The 19,019-nt window shown below is 35.2% G+C and carries 9 protein-coding genes; 5 read left to right on the top strand and 4 right to left on the bottom strand.

Annotation, left to right across the window (positions count from 1 at the left end):
* The 3 genes from C0430_RS09440 to C0430_RS09430 all read left to right on the top strand — a co-directional run.
* The coding region (locus tag C0430_RS09440) for a hypothetical protein (RefSeq protein ID WP_290868739.1) at window positions 1-1,488 on the top strand (1,488 nt) is incomplete at its 5' end.
* Window positions 1,489-1,525: 37 nt separating this feature from the next.
* Window positions 1,526-2,320: a glycerophosphodiester phosphodiesterase family protein gene (locus tag C0430_RS09435; RefSeq protein WP_290868736.1), complete on the top strand. Its 795-nt coding sequence runs from the start codon at window positions 1,526-1,528 to the stop codon at window positions 2,318-2,320.
* Window positions 2,321-2,413: 93 nt separating this feature from the next.
* A complete protein-coding gene (locus C0430_RS09430; protein ID WP_290868733.1) occupies window positions 2,414-3,571 on the top strand; it encodes a DNA-binding transcriptional regulator in 1,158 nt (385 codons plus the stop codon).
* 7 nt (window positions 3,572-3,578) lie between these two features.
* On the opposite strand, the gene C0430_RS09425 is transcribed toward C0430_RS09430, so the two are convergent.
* From C0430_RS09425 to C0430_RS09410, 4 genes are all read right to left on the bottom strand, one after another.
* Window positions 3,579-6,122, bottom strand: coding sequence for a family 20 glycosylhydrolase (locus C0430_RS09425; RefSeq protein ID WP_290868730.1), 2,544 nt, complete (start codon window positions 6,120-6,122; stop codon window positions 3,579-3,581).
* 19 nt (window positions 6,123-6,141) lie between these two features.
* Entirely contained in the window at window positions 6,142-7,113 is a 972-nt protein-coding gene (locus tag C0430_RS09420; RefSeq protein WP_290868727.1) for a hypothetical protein, read from the bottom strand.
* Between the two features lie 100 nt (window positions 7,114-7,213).
* Window positions 7,214-8,725, bottom strand: coding sequence for a RagB/SusD family nutrient uptake outer membrane protein (locus tag C0430_RS09415; protein ID WP_290868724.1), 1,512 nt, complete (start codon window positions 8,723-8,725; stop codon window positions 7,214-7,216).
* An 18-nt stretch (window positions 8,726-8,743) separates the two neighbouring features.
* Window positions 8,744-11,683 (bottom strand): TonB-dependent receptor, encoded by a 2,940-nt coding sequence (locus tag C0430_RS09410; protein ID WP_290868720.1) that lies wholly within the window; start codon window positions 11,681-11,683, stop codon window positions 8,744-8,746.
* Window positions 11,684-12,052: 369 nt separating this feature from the next.
* Between C0430_RS09410 and C0430_RS09405 the strand changes: the two genes are divergently transcribed.
* Both C0430_RS09405 and C0430_RS09400 read left to right on the top strand, forming a co-directional pair.
* The gene (locus C0430_RS09405; RefSeq protein ID WP_290868717.1) at window positions 12,053-14,806 is read left to right on the top strand and encodes an AsmA-like C-terminal region-containing protein; all 2,754 of its coding nucleotides are present in this window, start codon (window positions 12,053-12,055) and stop codon (window positions 14,804-14,806) included.
* A 114-nt stretch (window positions 14,807-14,920) separates the two neighbouring features.
* The gene (locus C0430_RS09400; RefSeq protein WP_290868714.1) at window positions 14,921-18,748 is read left to right on the top strand and encodes a T9SS type B sorting domain-containing protein; all 3,828 of its coding nucleotides are present in this window, start codon (window positions 14,921-14,923) and stop codon (window positions 18,746-18,748) included.
* The last annotated feature ends 271 nt before the right edge of the window (window positions 18,749-19,019 follow it).

Raw genomic sequence — 19,019 nt, 5'->3', positions numbered from 1 at the left:
TTGCGATTTGAAAGTATTTGGGGAACATCGCAAGACGTTTATGATTTGTGCGACAAATATGGTATTTTGGCAATGGTGGGTTGGAGTTGTCAATGGGAATGGGAAGAATATTTGGGCAAACCTTGTGATGCTTTTGGCGGAATCCAAACGGAAGCTGATGTGAACCTTGCGCTCGAATCCTTGAGCGACCAAATCCATTGGTTACGAAACCACCCGAGTATTTTTGTTTGGTTTCTGGCAAGTGATAAATTACCAAAACCCGAATTGGAAATTAAATACAAAGACCTGATAGCAAAAATAGACAATCGCCCTTATTTATTGACCGCAGGAACAAGAACTAGCGAAGTAAGCGGCCCCGTTGGCGTAAAAATGAATGGCCCTTATGAATATGTTTCACCCAATTATTGGTTTGAAGACACAAAAAACGGAGGCGCTTTTGGTTTCAACACCGAAACTTCTCCCGGAGCTGCAATTCCTTCCTTGGAAAGCATCAAAAAAATGATTCCAGAAGACAAACTTTGGCCCATAAATGAAGCTTGGAATTATCATTGCACCCATTCCGCGGTGGCGTTCAGGAATTTGGATGTCAACACCCTTAATCTAGAAAATCGGTACGGAAAAGCAAAAGACTTACAGGATTACCTGAAGAAATCTGACGCATTGGCATATGAAGCAATGAGCGGAATGTTTGAAGGATTTAGGGCAAGAATTCCACAATCGACAGGTCTTATTCAATGGATGTTGAACTCGGCTTGGCCATCGTTTTACTGGCAATTGTATGATTATTATTTGTTGCCGACATCCAGTTATTATGCTACTCGAAAAGCAAACAACATCAACCAATTGATTTATGATTATGCCAAAAATGAAATTGTTGCGGTAAATGAATCCTTGAATCTAGAGAAAAATCTCAAAGCACAAATTCAAATTTTTGATTTTAATTCCAAATTATTAAAGACAGAAACTGTTCCATTTGACATCAATTCTATTACGTCTAAACCCATTCTTAAATTGGATAATTATTCCGAAGGTGTTTTCTTGGATTTGAAATTATTCGACGAAAAAGGAATCCAAATAGCCTCCAATTTTTATTGGTTGTCCAACAAAAAAGATGTTTTCGACTGGGAGAAAACCTTTTGGGGAAACACGCCTTTAAAGGAATATGCCGATTTCACCAAATTAAATGAGTTGCCAAAATCTGAAATTGTCACTAAAATTGCCACCAAAACCATTGGAAAAAATGTAGAATTGCAGGTGACATTAGAAAACACCAATTCAAAAACGGCTTTTTTTACAAACCTAAAAATAGTTGATAATTCAGGTAATACACTTTTTCCAGTATTTTGGGACGATAATTATGTTAGTGTTTTACCTAATGAAAAAAGAACAATCAAATGTATTATTCCCAAAAATTTGATTTCAAACACTAAAACACAATTGGTAATTTCGGGTTGGAATATTGATGAACAAACACATACAATAGATTAACTTTTAGCGTTTTTTATTGTAATAAAAATATTTACAGATGAAAAAAATATATGTCTTACTAATTGCAATTTTTATATTAGGTTGTTCTTTAGCAAAAAAAACAACTACAAATGCAATTCGTTTTCATAGCAATCCAGTAATCGCTCATCGTGGCGCTTGGAAGAAAAATAATCTTCCTGAAAACTCCATTGCTGCACTCAAACAAGCCATTGCTATAAAATGTGCAGGATCAGAATTTGATGTTAGAATGACAGCCGATGATTCATTGGTGGTCAATCACGATCCTCATTACAATACTCTCGAAATAGAAAAGACAAATTATACTGATTTATCTACTTTTAAATTATCTAATGGAGAAAAATTACCCACTTTAAAAGAATATATTTTAGCAGGAATTGAAAATAACAATGCCACAAGATTGGTCTGCGAAATAAAACCATCTGGAATTAGTAAAGAAAGAGGAATTCAAATTGCCGCAAAAACAGTTCAATTAATCCAGGAGCTCAAAGCGCAGGAAATGGTTGTATTCATCAGCTTTGATTATGATATTCTTAAAAAAATAATGGAGTTGAATCCAAAAGCTTCCACTCAGTATTTAGAAGACGATAAATCAATTGAGCAACTAAAAAAAGACGGAATCAGTGGAGCCGATTATCATTTTTCCTCTTTCAAAGATCATCCTGAATGGATTAAAGACGCAAAGAAAAACAACATAACCTTGAATGCATGGACTGTAAATAATGCTGTCGACATGGACTGGCTCCTTTTAAATGGATTTAATTTCATTACCACAAATGAACCAGAATTATTATTCGAAAGGATAAAACACTAATAAACAAGCAAAAAAATGGCTCCAAAAAAAAATGCACGTTTTTTTGATGATAATTTATTAAGTAACTTTGAGGATTCAAAGCTTACTAAATCCATGTACAAAATAATTTTACTAATTGATTTTACCGAAGATTACGGGAAAAGCCTATTAAAAGGAGTTACAAAATATTCAAAAGAAAAAGGCCCGTGGATGTTCTGTAGAATGCCGTTGCAATATAGAGAAGACCTTAGCATGGATCATGTCATACAGTTTGCCAAAGATTGGAAAGCAGACGGTATAATTGCCCAATTTTATAACCATGCCGACATAAAAAAACTCGTTGAAACCAAAATTCCGGTTATTGTTGAAGATTTTAAAGAACGTTTTGAAGAGTTCCCAAACATAACTGGAGGCTATTTTGAAACCGGACAAATGGGTGCGAAATATTTCATAAACAAGGGCTATAAAAACTTTGCTTTTTATGGATTCGACAATATTGTTTGGTCTCGTGAAAGAGCTGAAGGATTTGAAGATTCCGTGAAGAAACATGGTGAAAAAGTTCATTTTTTTAGTCCCAAAAAAATTGCCTCCCGTGAATTATGGTTTTACAAACCTTCGGCATTGAGTAAATGGCTGACGAAATTACCAAAGCCTATTGCCATTATGGCTTGTGACGATGAAAGAGCACAAAACATCACCGAAGCTTGCAAACACTCTAAAATAAAAATCCCGGAAGAAGTAGCCGTTTTAGGCGTTGACAACGATGAACTTACTTGCAATTTATCAGACCCTCCTTTGTCGAGCATTGGGTTGGACACGGAGCAAGGCGGTTATGAAGCGGCAAAATTGATGCGCCAACTCATAGAGCATAAAGACCAAAAACCCTATGACATCATTGTAAACGCCACAACGATAATAACAAGGCAATCTACAGATATTTGCGCTACCACGGACAAACAAATTGCCAAGGCACTAAATTTTATTCACCAAAACATTGAAAACAACATCAATGTAGAAGATGTATTGAAAACAGTATCTATCTCCAGAAGAGCACTTGAAAAAAGATTTCTTGAAGTAACCGATTCTGCAGTCTATAAGTACATTTGCCTTCTAAGAATTCGAAAATTTTCAGACAGAATTCTTGAATCTGAAAAGTCAATTTATGAAATTGCCATTGAATTAGGATACAATGACAACAAAAACCTGTCAAGATTATTTAAACAAATACACGGCTGCACTCCTTTGCAATATAGAAAAGCCAATGCCAAATAAGGTGTAATTATTTATTTTCTATTACCGTTAATTTTCCTTTTCTGCCGTTACTGGAAAATGCACAAAGCGTGATTTTCCCTTTTTCTGCAATTGGATTTTTGTAAATTTCGCTGTTGATTGTTGGTTCAGAACCATCAGTCGTGTATCGAATCGTGAATCCCGGTTGTTGAATATTGGCAAATACTTTTCCATTTTCTATAATTGCTCCAACTGGCGGAATGCGATAACCAAATCCCCCAGAATAATAATCTAAACGAGGTAATTCTTTTTTGGCGAGAACATTTACAAACACAGACCAATCTTTGTTATAAAAATTTTCGCTTTTGTTTTTATCCAATTCCGTTGCCCAAGAAGGACTTTGAGCCCAAGCCCGTTCGGCCAATGCCAATAATTTTGGATATAACAAGTATTCCAAAATTCCTGTATTTCGAACATTTTCGCTGAAAAGTTGCCCTTGAATTCCAAGAATATTGGACTTTCCATAATCAGTCAAACGTTCTTTTCCGTTAAACAAACTCGAATCGATTGGGTTTCCGTCTGTGTCTTCCTTGGTGTTTTTGTAATAATCGAAAGGGATAAAATAGAAAGGCTTGTCGATATTGTTAAATCCAGCCCAATTATATCCAGGCTCATCGGCGGCTTTTTCGTAAGCCAAATCAAAGTACAAATTACTTACGCAGGAAAGCACGACTTTGTAACCTGCATTGGCTAATTTATAGGGTAAATCTTCAGATCCCCAACCAATTCCGTTGTTCCAAACATAAGCTCGAAATCCTTTATTGGCAAAATCAGGATTGGCAACATAGATTTTTTTGCCATCTAAAACTGTTTTACGCATCGCAATTTCTTCCCAACCGGAAACGACAAGATTGCGTTTTGCCGTTATTTTTTCTAATTTATCATAATAGTAATACCAAAGATCATCCGTGGAATTGAGTCTATCATCCTCGGCAATTAGTTTGTTGCACAAAGGCGAAAGTTCCCAAGTTCCTGAAGGCACTTCGTCACCACCAAGATGAATCGTGGAAATAGGCGCATTGGCCTCTTTGTACATTGCCAAAATTTCATCAATTACTTTTTCCATAAAAGTATAGGTTGACGGCAAAGCCACGCACATAATATTGTCTTTCCACAATTGCGCTGATGAGTGAACGGATTTGTCATTCAAATCTCGAAGCAAATAACGTTCGGCTTCCACTTTGTTTCCAAGTTTCATAAACTTATTATATCTTGAATCCATCGCTTTAATCGCTGCTCGACTGTGTCCTGGCGATTCAATTTCTGGAATTACCTGAATGTGCCTTTCGGTGGCGTATTTTAATATTTCGATGAAATCTTGTCTCGAATAATAGCCACTTCCTGGATAAACTCCCGTGTTTGGCCCTGATGCATAAGAAGACGGCAGGAATGATTTGCTGTCCGTTGTATGCCCACGATTCCCTCCAACATCAGTAAGTTCCGGCAAGGAAGGAATTTCAATTCGCCAGCCTTCATCATCGCTAAAATGAAAATGAAAACTGTTCATTTTATACAAAGACATTGCGTCGAGCATTTTGAAAATGGTTTCTTTAGTTTGGAAATTTCTAGCCACGTCAAACATAAATCCTCTGTATTCAAAGCGCGGTTCGTCTTTTACGTAACAATTGGGAATAACAATTGAAGTTGATTTTTTATCCCAAGATTCCGCAGGTAACAGCGATTTCAATGATTGAATTCCATAGAAAATTCCGCTGCCTGATGAAGCTGAAATTTCAACTTTATTGGATTGAATATCAAGAATGTATTCTTCGTTTTTTAAATCTGCTTTTTTAAGCACAATTTGTTTGCTATAAGAACTATCGGTATTAATAAAAAGTTCGCTTTCAATAATTTTGTGCCATTCATTCGAAAGATATTGGGCTTCGCCTACAAATTCTATATCTGACTGAATGTTGACGTTTTTATCCAAGACAAAATTTCCTTCATTACACTTAAAATATTTTGGAGAAGGGAAGATTTTTGGCAAATTTTCAACCGGAATGTTTTCTATTGATTTGTTGTTGCTATAAGTAGTTTCGGCGGTGACAAAATCAACGGATGAATCCGAAATTGGTTTCAAAATATAGTTTTTTATGGAATATCCATTTTCGGGATTTGTGTCCCAAACTATATATAATCCTGCGGGAGCATAGGTGAGATTGAGAATTTTCCCATTGGAAAGAAATGAAAAATCAACAGTTTGATTTCGTTTTAATCCTTTGAAATTTTTGGTAGGTTTAAGCTGGCTAATATCTCCATTTATGTGTGTGACAACAAAATCTGGTGAACTTGAAATTGGAGCAACTTTACGGCTATAGTTAAAATAAATTGTCCATCCCGAAGCCGGAAAAAAGGTTTTGCCGGTATTTGTAAACTTCAAAGATGTCAGTACTTTTTCCTCTTTATTGTAATTATTGGTTGTCAATTCCCAATTAATTTGTAATTTATTTTCGTCGAAAGAAGATTTCTTCTGCGAGTAAGCTGTAATTGAATGGACAAAAAGTGCTATTAAAATAATCAGGAAACGTTCCATAAAGTTAATTTTTTGTGATTTACAAAGGAGAATAACATCCTCCCAATTCGTTGTTGGCACTATTAATATAGGGATTGTAAAGGTTTAAAGACCATTTTTTGCCCGTAATTTTATCTGCTAAATATAAATCATACTCTCCTCGTCCACCCTTTTTGGTACTGGAAAGCAATATGATGTGGTTGTCAACTGGGTAGGCATCCGAAAAATCTGAATCTGATTCGTTGAAAGGTAATTTTATTGCTGTTGTCCCATTAAAATATCCCAAATAAACTTGGTCACTAGTGGTCGATCGGCTAAACAAAAAGGTATCAGCATCAATAACTATTGGATAATATTCATTAATATTTACCATTTTGGCCAATGACTGCGTTGTACCGTCTAAAATATTGTGTTTTATAATATCCGCAGTTGAATTATTGGATTCATTTCCTGAATATACAATACTGTTTCCATCGGTTGTGTAATACGGCATCGAAGCTTCGGAGTTGGGAACGGTGAACGTTTTTAAAATAGTTCCTGAGGTGTTCATCTCTTTGAGAATGCCATTTGTCTTATAAATAATTTTTGTGCCATCGAATGAAAATTTTGGATCTTCATCACGTCCCAAAGAATTTTGGGTAAGATTCGTTGGCTGATTATTCGTTCCTAAAGTATAAATAAAGATATCCCAACTATTATTGGTTTGTGAAATTCCCATAAACACAATCTTTGTTCCGTCAGGCGAAAAATGGGCATTCATTGGATTTGAAATGGTCCAATTTTGGCTCAAAACCGTTCTTTCATTGGTACTGAAATCATAAAGAAACATTTTTGAATCATTGCAACTATAGCAGGAATAACTATGATAGACCATCTTTCCGGAAAGGACGGGTTGTGGCGTAATATCAGTAGGTGGTATTTCAGGAATTGGATTGTTTTGACCGGAACCGGAACAAGAAACCAGAAAAGTCAGTATAATAAAACTTAGAAAAGCCATTGATTTATAGTGCATAACTGCATTTTAATATTGGATAAAAAATAAAGAATACTTCGAAGAAAATCTCCGAAGTATTCAAAACTAAAATACTAAACAAACATCTATTAATGAATTACTAATATCCAGGATTTTGAGTCAAATTAGGATTTGTATCTCTTTCCAATTGAGGAATTGGACACAACCATTTATCATTGGTACAGTTGTAGTTGATGCTAATTGGAGCACTTGGTGTTCCAGAACCACAAGTGTATTTAACTTCATTCAAAGAATTCATCACTGTAGTACAAACACCAGCACGAACTAAGTCATACCAACGTTCGCCTTCAAAAGCCAACTCTAATCTTCTTTCGTTTAATATTTTAGTTTTCATGTCCGCTTTTGAAGTAGCTGTAAGTACTGTCAAACCAACTCTGTCACGAATTAGTTTAATTGTTGCCAATGATCCTGCTAAATCTCCCAATTCGTTTTGAGCTTCGGCTTTCAACAAAATAATATCATCCAAACGCAATAAATACGGGTGGTCTCCACTATTCCATCCATCAGCGTGTTTTTCTTTGTATGGGAATGGAACAGCTATCGATTTGTCTCCGCAAGGATTCCAGTTTTCGTCAGCCCAGTCCAGGTTATTCCAAAAAACGACGCTGGCATTTTTACGAACTACGTCCCCTTCGGCATCGTAAGCGGCAATTAAATTTTTAGTGGGAGTGGCGTATTTTTGCCATCCATCCTCTGGTCCCAAAAACAATTGGACACCCCAGTTGGAAACATCCCAGTTTCCTCCCAAGAAAGAGATTTCTAGAATAGATTCTTTATTGAAATAATGGGCACCATCAAAAAGGTCGGCATAATTTGCAACCAAACCATATCCAGCTGGGCTATTGATTACGTCATTGCAATATTTTAATACTTTGGTATAATCTCTATCGCTTCTTTGTGCCCAAATTTTTGCCAATAAAGCATTTGCAGCTCCTTTTGTGGCTCGAATTTTACTTTCGCTTACACCGCCAGCATAAGAATCTGGTAAGTTGGCTAAAGCAATTTGAAGGTCAGCATCAATTTGATCATAAACTTCCTTTTCAGTCGAGCGCGACAAATTAATTTTCCCTGGATCTGTTGAATTAGAATTTAATTCAATTGGTACACCACCATAATTTCTTACTAATTGAAAATAATGAAAAGCACGCAAAAATCTGGCTTGTCCAATGATGTTTTGTCTCAAATTATTTTTATCCAAATTGGGATCATCAACATTTTTTATTTTTTCTAAAATAATGTTGGCACGAGCTATTCCAGTATACAACTGGCTCCAGTTAGCCATCATCCTATTGTTGCTCGTTGTAATGTTTAATTTGTCGTAAGCATCAACCGGAGAATCACCATTGGCATTATAAGAATTATCGGAACGAACATCTCCTAAAAGCACATTGTCCCACTGATAATATTCGTCATAAAAAGACCTGTAGGCACCATTTAGTGCATTGTTAAGATCTTGAGCTGAATTGTAAGCATTTCCAGTTGTCAGTGCAGATGTAGGAGCTACATCCAAGAAGTCCGAACTGCACGAAGAAAGCGCAACAACTATCAAAGAACAACCTACTATCCTTAATTTATTATATATATTTTTCATACTGTTTTTTTTATGTGATTAAAAAGAAAGGTTTAAACCAAAAATAATATCTCTAGTTTGTGGATAGGTTCCGTAATCTATACCAGGAGCTATGTTTTTCAAAGAGTTGTCGCCGCTTCTTCCATAAACACTAACCTCTGGATCTAATCCTGAATAATTTGTCCAAGTAAATAAGTTTTCTGCAGTTAAATAGAAACGTGCTTTACTCATACTCAATTTACTCACTATGCCATCAGGAAGACTGTATCCTAAAGTTAATGATTTCAACCTAACATAAGAACCATCTTCTACATATCTTGATGAAACTTTTACATTTTGCTCTCCTGCAAAATCTGCTCTTGGCATATCAGTTATTTGACCTGGCGTAGTCCAACGGTCTAGTACTGTGGTCAATTGATTGTTTGCATTATACATTCCTTCGGTTTCAATTCTGGTAGCATTAAAAATGTCATTTCCTTGAACACCTTGGAAGAAAATGTTTAATGACCAGTTTTTATATTTAAAATCATTAGCCAATCCCCAAGCGAATTTAGGGTTTGCATTACCAATAATGGTTTTGTCGCCATCACTTAAATCACCGCTAGCATCTATATCTTTGTATTTAATATATCCTGTTGCAGGATCTACTCCTTCAGAAATATAACCATAAAAAGTCCCCAATGGTTGTCCTTCTTGTGCAATGGCAACCAACCCTCTACCATCATTATTAAGTTGTCCTAATTGTATGCTTCCACCAGGAAGACTCGTGATTTTGCTTTTATTGAATGAAATATTAAAATCAGTGTTCCATTTTAATTCATTTACCATATTTTTTGAACTTACGGTAAATTCAAAACCACTGTTTTCCATTGCTCCAACATTTAATAATGCCGTGGTAAAACCTGTACTGGCAGGGATTCTTTTGTTAAGCAACATTTCATCCGTTTTCTTGATGTAATAATCACTGATGATTGTCAATCGATTTTTCAACAATGAAATATCTATACCAATATTGGTTTGTTGCGTAGTTTCCCATTTAAGATTTGAACTTTCAAGTGTTGTAGGATTTGAACCCGGCACAACTGAACCTCCTACAACATAAGGAGCTCCAGGAGTTACCAAGCCATAGTGAGAAAAAGGACCAACTTGACCATTTCCTACTTCACCCCAACCCACTCTTAATTTCAAATCACTTACAAGTTCTACGTCTTTAAAGAACTCTTCATTAGAAATCCTCCAACCTCCTGAAAATGAAGGAAAATATCCCCATCTGTTGTCTACTCCAAATCCTGAATAAGCATCAGCACGGAAATTGGCTGTCAATAAATAGCGATCATCATAACTGTAATTTACTCTTCCGATTGCGGCTACATTTCTTCCTTTGGATTCGCTATAACCAGCGGTTCTTGTAGATCCTGCATTCACTGTTTGTACTGCTGCCGAACCAAATCCTCTTGCATTGATAGAAGCCGAAGAGCTTTCTGCTTCTGAAGCAATGTAACCCACTAAAGCATTGAAATTGTGCTTGTCGAATGATTTTGCAAAAGAAAGCGTGTTCTCAAAATTCCATAACGTGTTTTGATTATTATACAAAGATGCCAAACCACTAAATCCTCTACCTTCTCTACTTCTGTAAGGATCAACCCAAGAATTGTATGTGCTATTCAATTGTTCAAATCCAAACATTGATTTGAATTTGAGGTATTTCAAAAAGGAGACTTCTCCGTAAATATTACCGTTAAATTTATAATTTTCGTAAGAATGCTCATTTTTTAAAAGCAAGGCAACCGGATTTTCAAGATCAGAAATAAATGGGTTTATTGAAAATGTCCCATCAGCATCATAAACATCAGTTACTGGTGCACCTGTAATCGATGCTAAAACCGCTCCGTATTTCCAAGCTTCGTTAACATCAACATCTTTCCATTTGCTGTAACCAATACTGGAACCCACTTTTACTGATTTACTTATTTTGTGATCAAGATTCACCTTAAAGGTATATCTTTCCACTTTATTCGTCATTACAACTCCTTCTTGATCAAGATACGTTCCTGAAAGATAATAATTCGTTTTTTCGTCACCACCGGACACTCCCAGCGCATAATTTGTAGACATGGCAGTTCTTAACACTCTGTCTTGCCAATTATTGTTATAAGGATAGTTGTTCCAATCCGTAGTCTGGCCCATATCGGTCATTAAAGTTTTGTATTGGGAAGCATCCAGGACATCTAGTTTTTTTGAAACGGTCGAGGAGGAAGTATAAGCATCCAATGTTACTTTTGTTTTTTGGTTCCCACCTCTTTTTGTAGTAATGAGAATTACACCATTGGAACCATTTGCACCATAAATAGCAGCCGAAGAAGCATCTTTAAGCACAGTCATTGTCTCAATATCCGATGGACTTATTTCATTTATTGAAGTAGTAGGGATTCCGTCAAGAATGTACAAAGGCTCTGCTCCAGCCGTGATTGTCGATGTTCCCCTAACTCTTACGGTATAACCGGCTTGTGGTTGACCTGAAGGTTTCGTGATTTGAACACCGGCAACTTTTCCTTCAAGAGCATTACCTATTCCTGTATTCGCTCTTCCTTCGAATTCTTTTGAACCAACAATTGCGATGGCACCCGTGATGTCCTTTTTCTTGGAAGATCCAAAACCAACGACAACAACTTCTTTCAAATCGACATTGTCCGAAACAAGAATTACATTAATTGACGTTTGACCATTCAGGGCAATTTTTTGCGATGTATACCCCAGATAACTAACTGTTATAACTGCCTCTTTTGGCAAATTGTTCAAAGTGAACTTACCGTCTAAATCCGTGATTGTTCCAATTTTGGAATTTTGTACGGCTATATTAACCCCTGGCAAAGGTCCCGCAAAATCTGATACCTTTCCGGTAACGGATTGTGCATGTATCATTCCGCATCCTAATAGCAATGCAGAAACGAACAAGATTTTTTTGAAAAATTTCTTCATAATTAATTTTGTTTAATAATTTTTTTGGTTTTTGGTAGTTTAAGAATCTCTTTTTGTGTTTTGAATATAAATATCCTTTTCCAAAACTAACTAATTGCTATTTTATAAAAATATATTTTTACGTATTATAATCCTCGTTTTACGCAATTATCATTATTCAGATGTAAACACTAAAATTGAAGACCAAAAAGAGAACTAACAAAATTTAAAGTACATTTTTACTATTTCATCTTTTTATATTGACGCATAATTAGTTTACAAAACAAGACTTTACAGCATCCTATAGCTTTTACAAGCTTTACAAATGCTGTTTTTTGACCAGAATCTTATTACATTTGCAAATCAAATAATTACACCAAGACATTAAATATGAACACTATTCATTTGAAGTTGGTTTTCGTTAAAACAATTAAATACACAGGAATAGGACTGGCTGTAATTCTTTCCTTGATGTTTGTGACACCAATCATTTTCTCGGACAGACTCAAAGAAGAGATCAAAAAAACGGCCAACAAAAATTTGGCAGGAGAAATGAACTATTCGGATATGAGTGTTTCTTTCTTCAAACATTTTCCGTCCTTGACCTTGACCTTGAATGATTTTAAACTCAACGGTTCGGCTCCATTTCAAAAAGAAAGATTTATTAATGCCAAAGAAGTGTCTTTCGGAATTAACGTTTCAAGTCTCATTTTTGGAAAATCCATAAAAATTGACGAAATCTATCTTTCGAATTCAACCATAAACATCAAAGTCAACAAAGACGGATTAGCCAATTACAACGTTTATATTGCCGAGAAAAAAGTCGAAAAAGAAAACGAAGAATCTGCAGCCATAAAACTGGATCGAATAGAAATCATCAACAGTCAAATGACTTATGACGACAAATCGACCCAATTGCACTTTGATGCTTTTGGGTTTAATTATCTTGGAAAAGGGGATTTGAGTCAAGATATCTTTGATTTATCTTCCAAAGCAAAAATTGACAAACTCAATGTACTCTATGCCAATGAGCAGTATTTGATGAACAAAAAAGTAGATGCCGATTTGATTACGAAAATAAACATCAACTCGCTTTCCTTTGTTTTTGAACAAAACGATTTGATGATTAACCAGCTTCCCGTGGATTTCAAGGGAAAATTTGACTTTTTGAAAGACGGTTACAATATGGATTTTGTCATAAAATCGACCGACAGCAACCTTCAGGATTTGTTCACGGCTTTTCCTCCAAAATACATTACTTGGCTTGGCAAAACAGAAATCAAGGGAAAAACCGATTTACTTCTTACCCTAAAAGGGAAATATATCGAGTCAGAAAAAGTGGCTCCAAACTTGAACCTGGATTTCAAGATAAGAGAGGGATTTATAAATTATGACAAAAGTGCCTTCCCCGTTTCGAACCTAAACTTGGATTTGTCCACAAGTTTGCCTTCGTTGAAACCGGAACTCTTGATTGTCAATACCAAAAACGTTTCTCTAAATGTAAATCAGGATTATTTGAAAGCAAAACTATACGTCAAAGGGATGGATATTCCTGAAATAGATGCTGTTTTCAATTCCAAAATAGATTTGGAAAAACTGAACAAAGCATTGGGGATTCCAGATATCGAACTAAAAGGAATGCTGGTTGGTCAAGGAAATGCCAAAGGAAAATACGACCCGCAGCACAAGGTTTTCCCGATTACCAATGCCAACGTCAACCTGAAAAGCGGCTATGTCAAGACGAAATATTATCCCAATCCGATTACCAACATCAATATCCTGACTACAATAAACAATAAAAAAGGGACATTCGAGGATTTGAAAATAACTTTAAAACCCGCAGAATTCACCTTCGAAGGCAAACCCGTATTTGTGGAAGCTCAATTGGAAAATTTTGACAATCTTGTTTATGACATCAAGGCAAAAGGAACACTTGACATTAGTAAAATTTACAAAGTTTTCTCCCAAAAAGGACTCGACGTGGATGGTTTCGTTAAAGCTGATTTAGCCTTGAAAGGCAAACAAAGTGATGCCGAAAAAGGAAATTACGGCAAACTAAACAACAAAGGAACATTGGAACTCAGAAATATCCTGATTGCAACAGAATATCTTCCGAAAAAAATCCTCATCAAGGAAGGCGTTTTCAAAATCAACCAGGACAAAATGTCTTTCAACAATTTCTTGGCTGCTTATGGACAATCAGACTTCAGAATGAATGGATATTTGCAAAACGTGTTCAATTTTGTCACGACAAAAACAGGCGTTTTACGAGGTGCTTTTACACTAAATTCAACATATGTCAATGCCGACGAGTTTATGTCTAAAACAACGATTAACACGACAACAAACACACCCAATACGGAAGTAAAACCAACCACTGTGGAAGAAACCGGCGTGATTGTAATTCCATCCAATTTTGATTTGAAATTTCAAGCCAATGCCCATAAAGTTGACTTTAATGAACTCAAATTAAAAGAAGCAAAAGGCACAATGACTATTAAAAAAGGCGTTTTGACGATGCAAAATACAGGTTTCAACTTAATAGGTTGCATCGTGAACATGAATGCAAAATACCAAGCAAGCACTCCTCAAAAAGCAAATTTCGAGTACAATATCAAAGCCAGTGATTTTAACATCAAAAGAGCTTACAACGAGATAAAAATGTTTCGTGAAATGGCCAGTACCGCCGAAAAAGCGCAAGGAACAATTTCGTTGGACTATAAACTTAAAGGACGTTTGAATGCCAATATGGAACCCGTTTATCCATCCTTAGTCGGAAATGGAGTTGTCTCTGTAAAAGACATCAAAATGCACGGGATGAAAATGTTTGGTGCTGTAGCCAAAAAAACGGGAAAAGGCGAAATGAAAAATCCGGAATTATCCAAGGTAGAAATTAAAAGTTCCATCAAAAACAACATCATCACTTTGGAGAGATTCAAATTTAAATTTGCCGGATTCCGACCAAGAATTGAAGGAACCACAAGTTTGGACGGAAAGTTGAACATCAAAATGAGATTGGGATTGCCTCCATTGGGAATACTTGGAATTCCAATGACCATTACAGGAAACAAAGATAACCCGAAAGTAAAAATAGGACGTCAATCAGAAGATTTGGAAGAGACTGAAGATAAGGATGCTGATTAGAAAAACAAAAGTAATCAAGTAAGCAGCTTTAGCTAAACAGCTAAAAATCAATTTCAATAATTGCATTTTTTCTATAGGAAAATGCGTATTTTTACGCCTATTGTTTTGTTGAAAATGAAAAAAAACCTACTTCTTTTTATTTTACTATTTTTTTTCCTAAAAATTTTCTCTCAAGGTGAGGCCAATATTTGGTATTTTGGTATCAATGCAGGAATAGATTTTAATAGTGGTAGTCCAGTAGCATTGACCAATAGTCAAATGATTACGGATGAGGGTTGTGCAGTTTTATCAAATGCTTCAGGACAATTATTGTTTTATACTGATGGTTCGACAGTTTGGAATAAAAACCATCAAGTAATGCAAAATGGTTCTGGATTGTTAGGCCACTATTCAAGCAGTCAATCGGCAACCATCATTCAAAAACCTGGTTCTACTAATTTATTTTATGTATTTACAATTGATGCAGAAGGAGGCCTAAATGGATTTCGTTATTCTGTTATTGACATATCGCTAGATAATGGTTTAGGCGCCATTACAACTAAAAACATTTTAATTCAAACTCCTATTTGTGAAAAAATTTCAATTGTAAAACACGCAAATGGAATAGATTTTTGGGTTTTAACCCACGGAATTAATAATACATTTTATTCCCATTTAGTAACACCTTCAGGAGTCAGCAGTTCTCCGATAATTTCTAATATTGGTATTGATTTAGGTGCAAGTATATATGGGAGTGTCTCACAAGGCATTATGAAATTATCCCCTGATGGCACAAAATTAGCAATTTGTCATACTGGTTTTCAAATGGTAGAATTACTCGATTTCAATGCGGTCACAGGAATTATTTCAAATCCTCGTGTGATTATGACTGGCATGAGTTCTTGGGATAATTTTTATGGGGTTGAATTTTCTCCAAATGGTAAAATTTTATATGTTACCAGCGAAAGTTTAGGTGACATTTATCAATTTGATTTAACAGCTTCAAATATAGCATCGTCTAAAATAGATATACCAACATCATATGGTTTTCTGGGAGCTTTACAAATTGGACCAGATCGCAAAATTTATTTATCATCTGTTGGGAGTTCAAGTTTAAGTGTAATTAACAAGCCTGATGTGTTGGGTTTAGGATGTGATTTTCAAAATTCAGTTGTAGATTTGGGAGGTAAATCTTGTTATTTAGGGCTTCCCTCTTTCAATCAATCCTTCTTTTTTACAGCCGAAATTGAATTCGAAGATGCTTGTTTAGGCAACAATAGTTCCATGTCTCTAATTAGTGATCAAACTATTTTATCAGCTAGTTGGGATTTTGGCGATGGTTTTACTTCTAATACAATAAATCCAACTCATCTATATACAAATGCAGGAGCTTATAAAGTTTCGGTTACAGCAACAACTGCTGTTGGTACAATTACAAAAACTGGATATATAATTATTTCCGAAGCTCCCATTGCATCACAACCACAAAATCTATTGATTTGTGATAATGACAATAATGGGCTATATAATTTTAATTTAACTGACCAAAACCCAGTAATACTCAATGGTCAAGACCCCAACTTATTTTCGATAATATATTATGGCAATGCGATCGATTATGCCAATAAAAAAGCAATTGCAACGCCCAATAATTATGTAAACACAACACCTTATCAATCACAAACTATTATTGCTGAAATAAGTAATAATTCGAATTCCAAATGCAAAAGCACGACTAGTTTCGATATTAATGTTTTTGATTCTCCAAAACCAAGTGCCATTGTTCCAAAAATCAGAAGTTGTGACAATACCAGCGTTGGAACAGACTCTGACAGCCATATTGTTTTTGATTTGACACAAAATGCTACGGCAATTTTAAACGGTCAATCCGCTAGTCAGTTTGTGCTTTCATATTACAAAGATTCAGCTTTAAGTGAATTGATTGCGACTCCAAATGCTTACACCAATGCCAATGTTTCTGAAACAATTTATGTAAAGATGACTAATAAAGATAATGTAAATTGTTTTGCATTGTCTTTATTCCAAATCGAAGTTTTGGCTTTGCCTGAAATCACTAGTGTAGTCTCATTAAAACAATGCGATGATAATATTGATGGTTTTAGTGTGTTTAATTTAGAAGAAGCCATTAACAAAATAACTGCAAACGCTACAACAGAAACAATCGTTTTTTTCAAAACGCAAATAGAAGCTCAAAACAATAGCAACCCAATCATCAATACAACAAGTTATACCAATCAAATTGTAAGTAATGATGTGATTTATGCAAGAGTTATAAATGCAAATGGTTGTTTTAGAATAACACAACTGAATCTTATTGTTTCCACCACACAAATTCCTTTGAATTTCGCAAAGACTTTTACCAAATGTGACGACGCTATTTTAGGCACAAATACCGATGGGATTGCAACTTTTGATTTTAGTACCGTGACGAATGATGTTCTGAATATATTTCCAGTAGGTCAATTGTTAGACATTCGCTATTTTAGAAATCTTACAGATGCTTTGGCAGAGAAAAATGCTATAACAGATATTTCGAATTATAGAAACATTGGTTATCCCAATAAACAAAACATCTATATTCGAGTAGATAGTCAACTTAATAATGATTGTTTAGGATTAGGAAGTCACATTACCTTGAATGTAGAGCACATTCCTATTGTACAAGACTTGACACAAATTCATTGCGATGATGATCAAGATGGGAAATATGCTTTTGATACAACAAACCTACAATCGCAATTATTGAATGGTTTAACTAATGTAACTGTGGCTTATTTTGACCAAAACAATTTAGCTTTACCTAGTCCGTTGCCTAATCCTTTTTTGACCACTTCTCAAACGTTAAAAGTTACCATTACCAATATTACATCAAAAGCTTGTTCATACAATTCGACTATACAATTTGTAGTTGATGATTTACCAGAAGCTTTTCCAGTAGCACTATCCTTAACAACGGCTTGTGATGATGAAGCCAACCCCTCTTTACAAGATGGGAAATTTGCATTTGACACCTCTAATTTTCAAAACATAATTTTGGGAGCCCAGACAGGAATGATAGTCAAGTATTTTGACTCGAATAATAATCCATTACCAAGTCCATTACCTAATCCTTTTGTTACGGAAACCCAAAACGTGAGCGTTGAAGTGATAAATCCAGTAAACACAACTTGTACTGCAACATTAACATTACCTTTTGTTGTATTTCCAGTACCCAAAATCAATTTGTTGGGAGATGAATTAGTCTGCAGCAACTTACCTACGTTTACAAAAAATTTGGATGCAGGCTTCTTAGATGGTTCAGCAACAAATAACTATTCTTATGCTTGGTCGTTCAATGGAAAAGCTATTTCAGGAGCAACAAACAACACCTTAACTATAAACACGGCCGGACTCTATACCGTAAAAGTAACCAATAATCAGGGATGTTACAGAACGAGAACCCTTACCGTTATAGCTTCAGATATTGCTAAAATAATTAATGTAAATATTGTAGATTTAGCTGAATCCAATAGTATTTCTGTTGCTGTTACAGGTTCTGGAAATTATGTTTATAATCTGGATGATGAATTTGGAGTTTTTCAATCAGAAAATATTTTCACCAATGTCAGTGCTGGAATTCACACCGTTTTTGTCAAAGACTTGAATGGCTGTGGTGTAACACCAAAAGAAGTGGCAGTTCTGGGAATTCCGAATTTTTTCACTCCAAACGATGATGGACACAACGACTTTTGGAACATCAAAGGGGTAAATACTTTCTTCAATGCAAAAACAATAATCTATGTTTTCGATCGATATGGCAAGTTAATCCAACAAATCAGTCCACTAACTCAAGGTTGGAATGGCACTTTCAACAGTCAGAAAATGCCAGCCACGGATTATTGGTATTCCATACAACTGGAAGACGGTCGGGTTGTAAAAGGGCATTTTGCGTTGAAACGGTAAAACTATCTAATCAATTTATATCTAACTAATTCTTAAAATACATTTTGATATTCCTTCTATAAATAGATATGGACGAATCTTTTTATAAGTTAACTTGTAAATTACTCAAGTTGTTATAAAACACACCAAAAAAATATTATTGTAACCTATTGAAATATCCCAAGACTTAATAGACTAACCAATATTTATGCTTAAATTTTATCACTTCACTCGGTTAGTACAATATTTTCAAAAAGACCCGAAGGCTAAGCATACCTTAACTACACTTATC

The sequence above is a fragment of the Flavobacterium sp. genome (genome assembly GCF_013823965.1).
Classification (GTDB): domain Bacteria; phylum Bacteroidota; class Bacteroidia; order Flavobacteriales; family Flavobacteriaceae; genus Flavobacterium.
The sequence above is the reverse complement of the archived record's forward strand: the minus strand, read 5'-3'. Positions and strand labels throughout refer to the sequence as shown.

Excerpts from the sequence above, each read along its gene's own strand:
- C0430_RS09405 (WP_290868717.1), top strand. The coding sequence starts at position 12,053 with ATGAACACTATTCATTTGAAGTTGGTTTTCGTTAAAACAATTAAATAC.
- C0430_RS09415 (WP_290868724.1), bottom strand. The coding sequence starts at position 8,725 with ATGAAAAATATATATAATAAATTAAGGATAGTAGGTTGTTCTTTGATA.
- C0430_RS09435 (WP_290868736.1), top strand. The coding sequence starts at position 1,526 with ATGAAAAAAATATATGTCTTACTAATTGCAATTTTTATATTAGGTTGT.
- C0430_RS09410 (WP_290868720.1), bottom strand. The coding sequence starts at position 11,683 with ATGAAGAAATTTTTCAAAAAAATCTTGTTCGTTTCTGCATTGCTATTA.
- C0430_RS09430 (WP_290868733.1), top strand. The coding sequence starts at position 2,414 with ATGTACAAAATAATTTTACTAATTGATTTTACCGAAGATTACGGGAAA.
- C0430_RS09400 (WP_290868714.1), top strand. The coding sequence starts at position 14,921 with ATGAAAAAAAACCTACTTCTTTTTATTTTACTATTTTTTTTCCTAAAA.
- C0430_RS09425 (WP_290868730.1), bottom strand. The coding sequence starts at position 6,122 with ATGGAACGTTTCCTGATTATTTTAATAGCACTTTTTGTCCATTCAATT.
- C0430_RS09420 (WP_290868727.1), bottom strand. The coding sequence starts at position 7,113 with ATGCACTATAAATCAATGGCTTTTCTAAGTTTTATTATACTGACTTTT.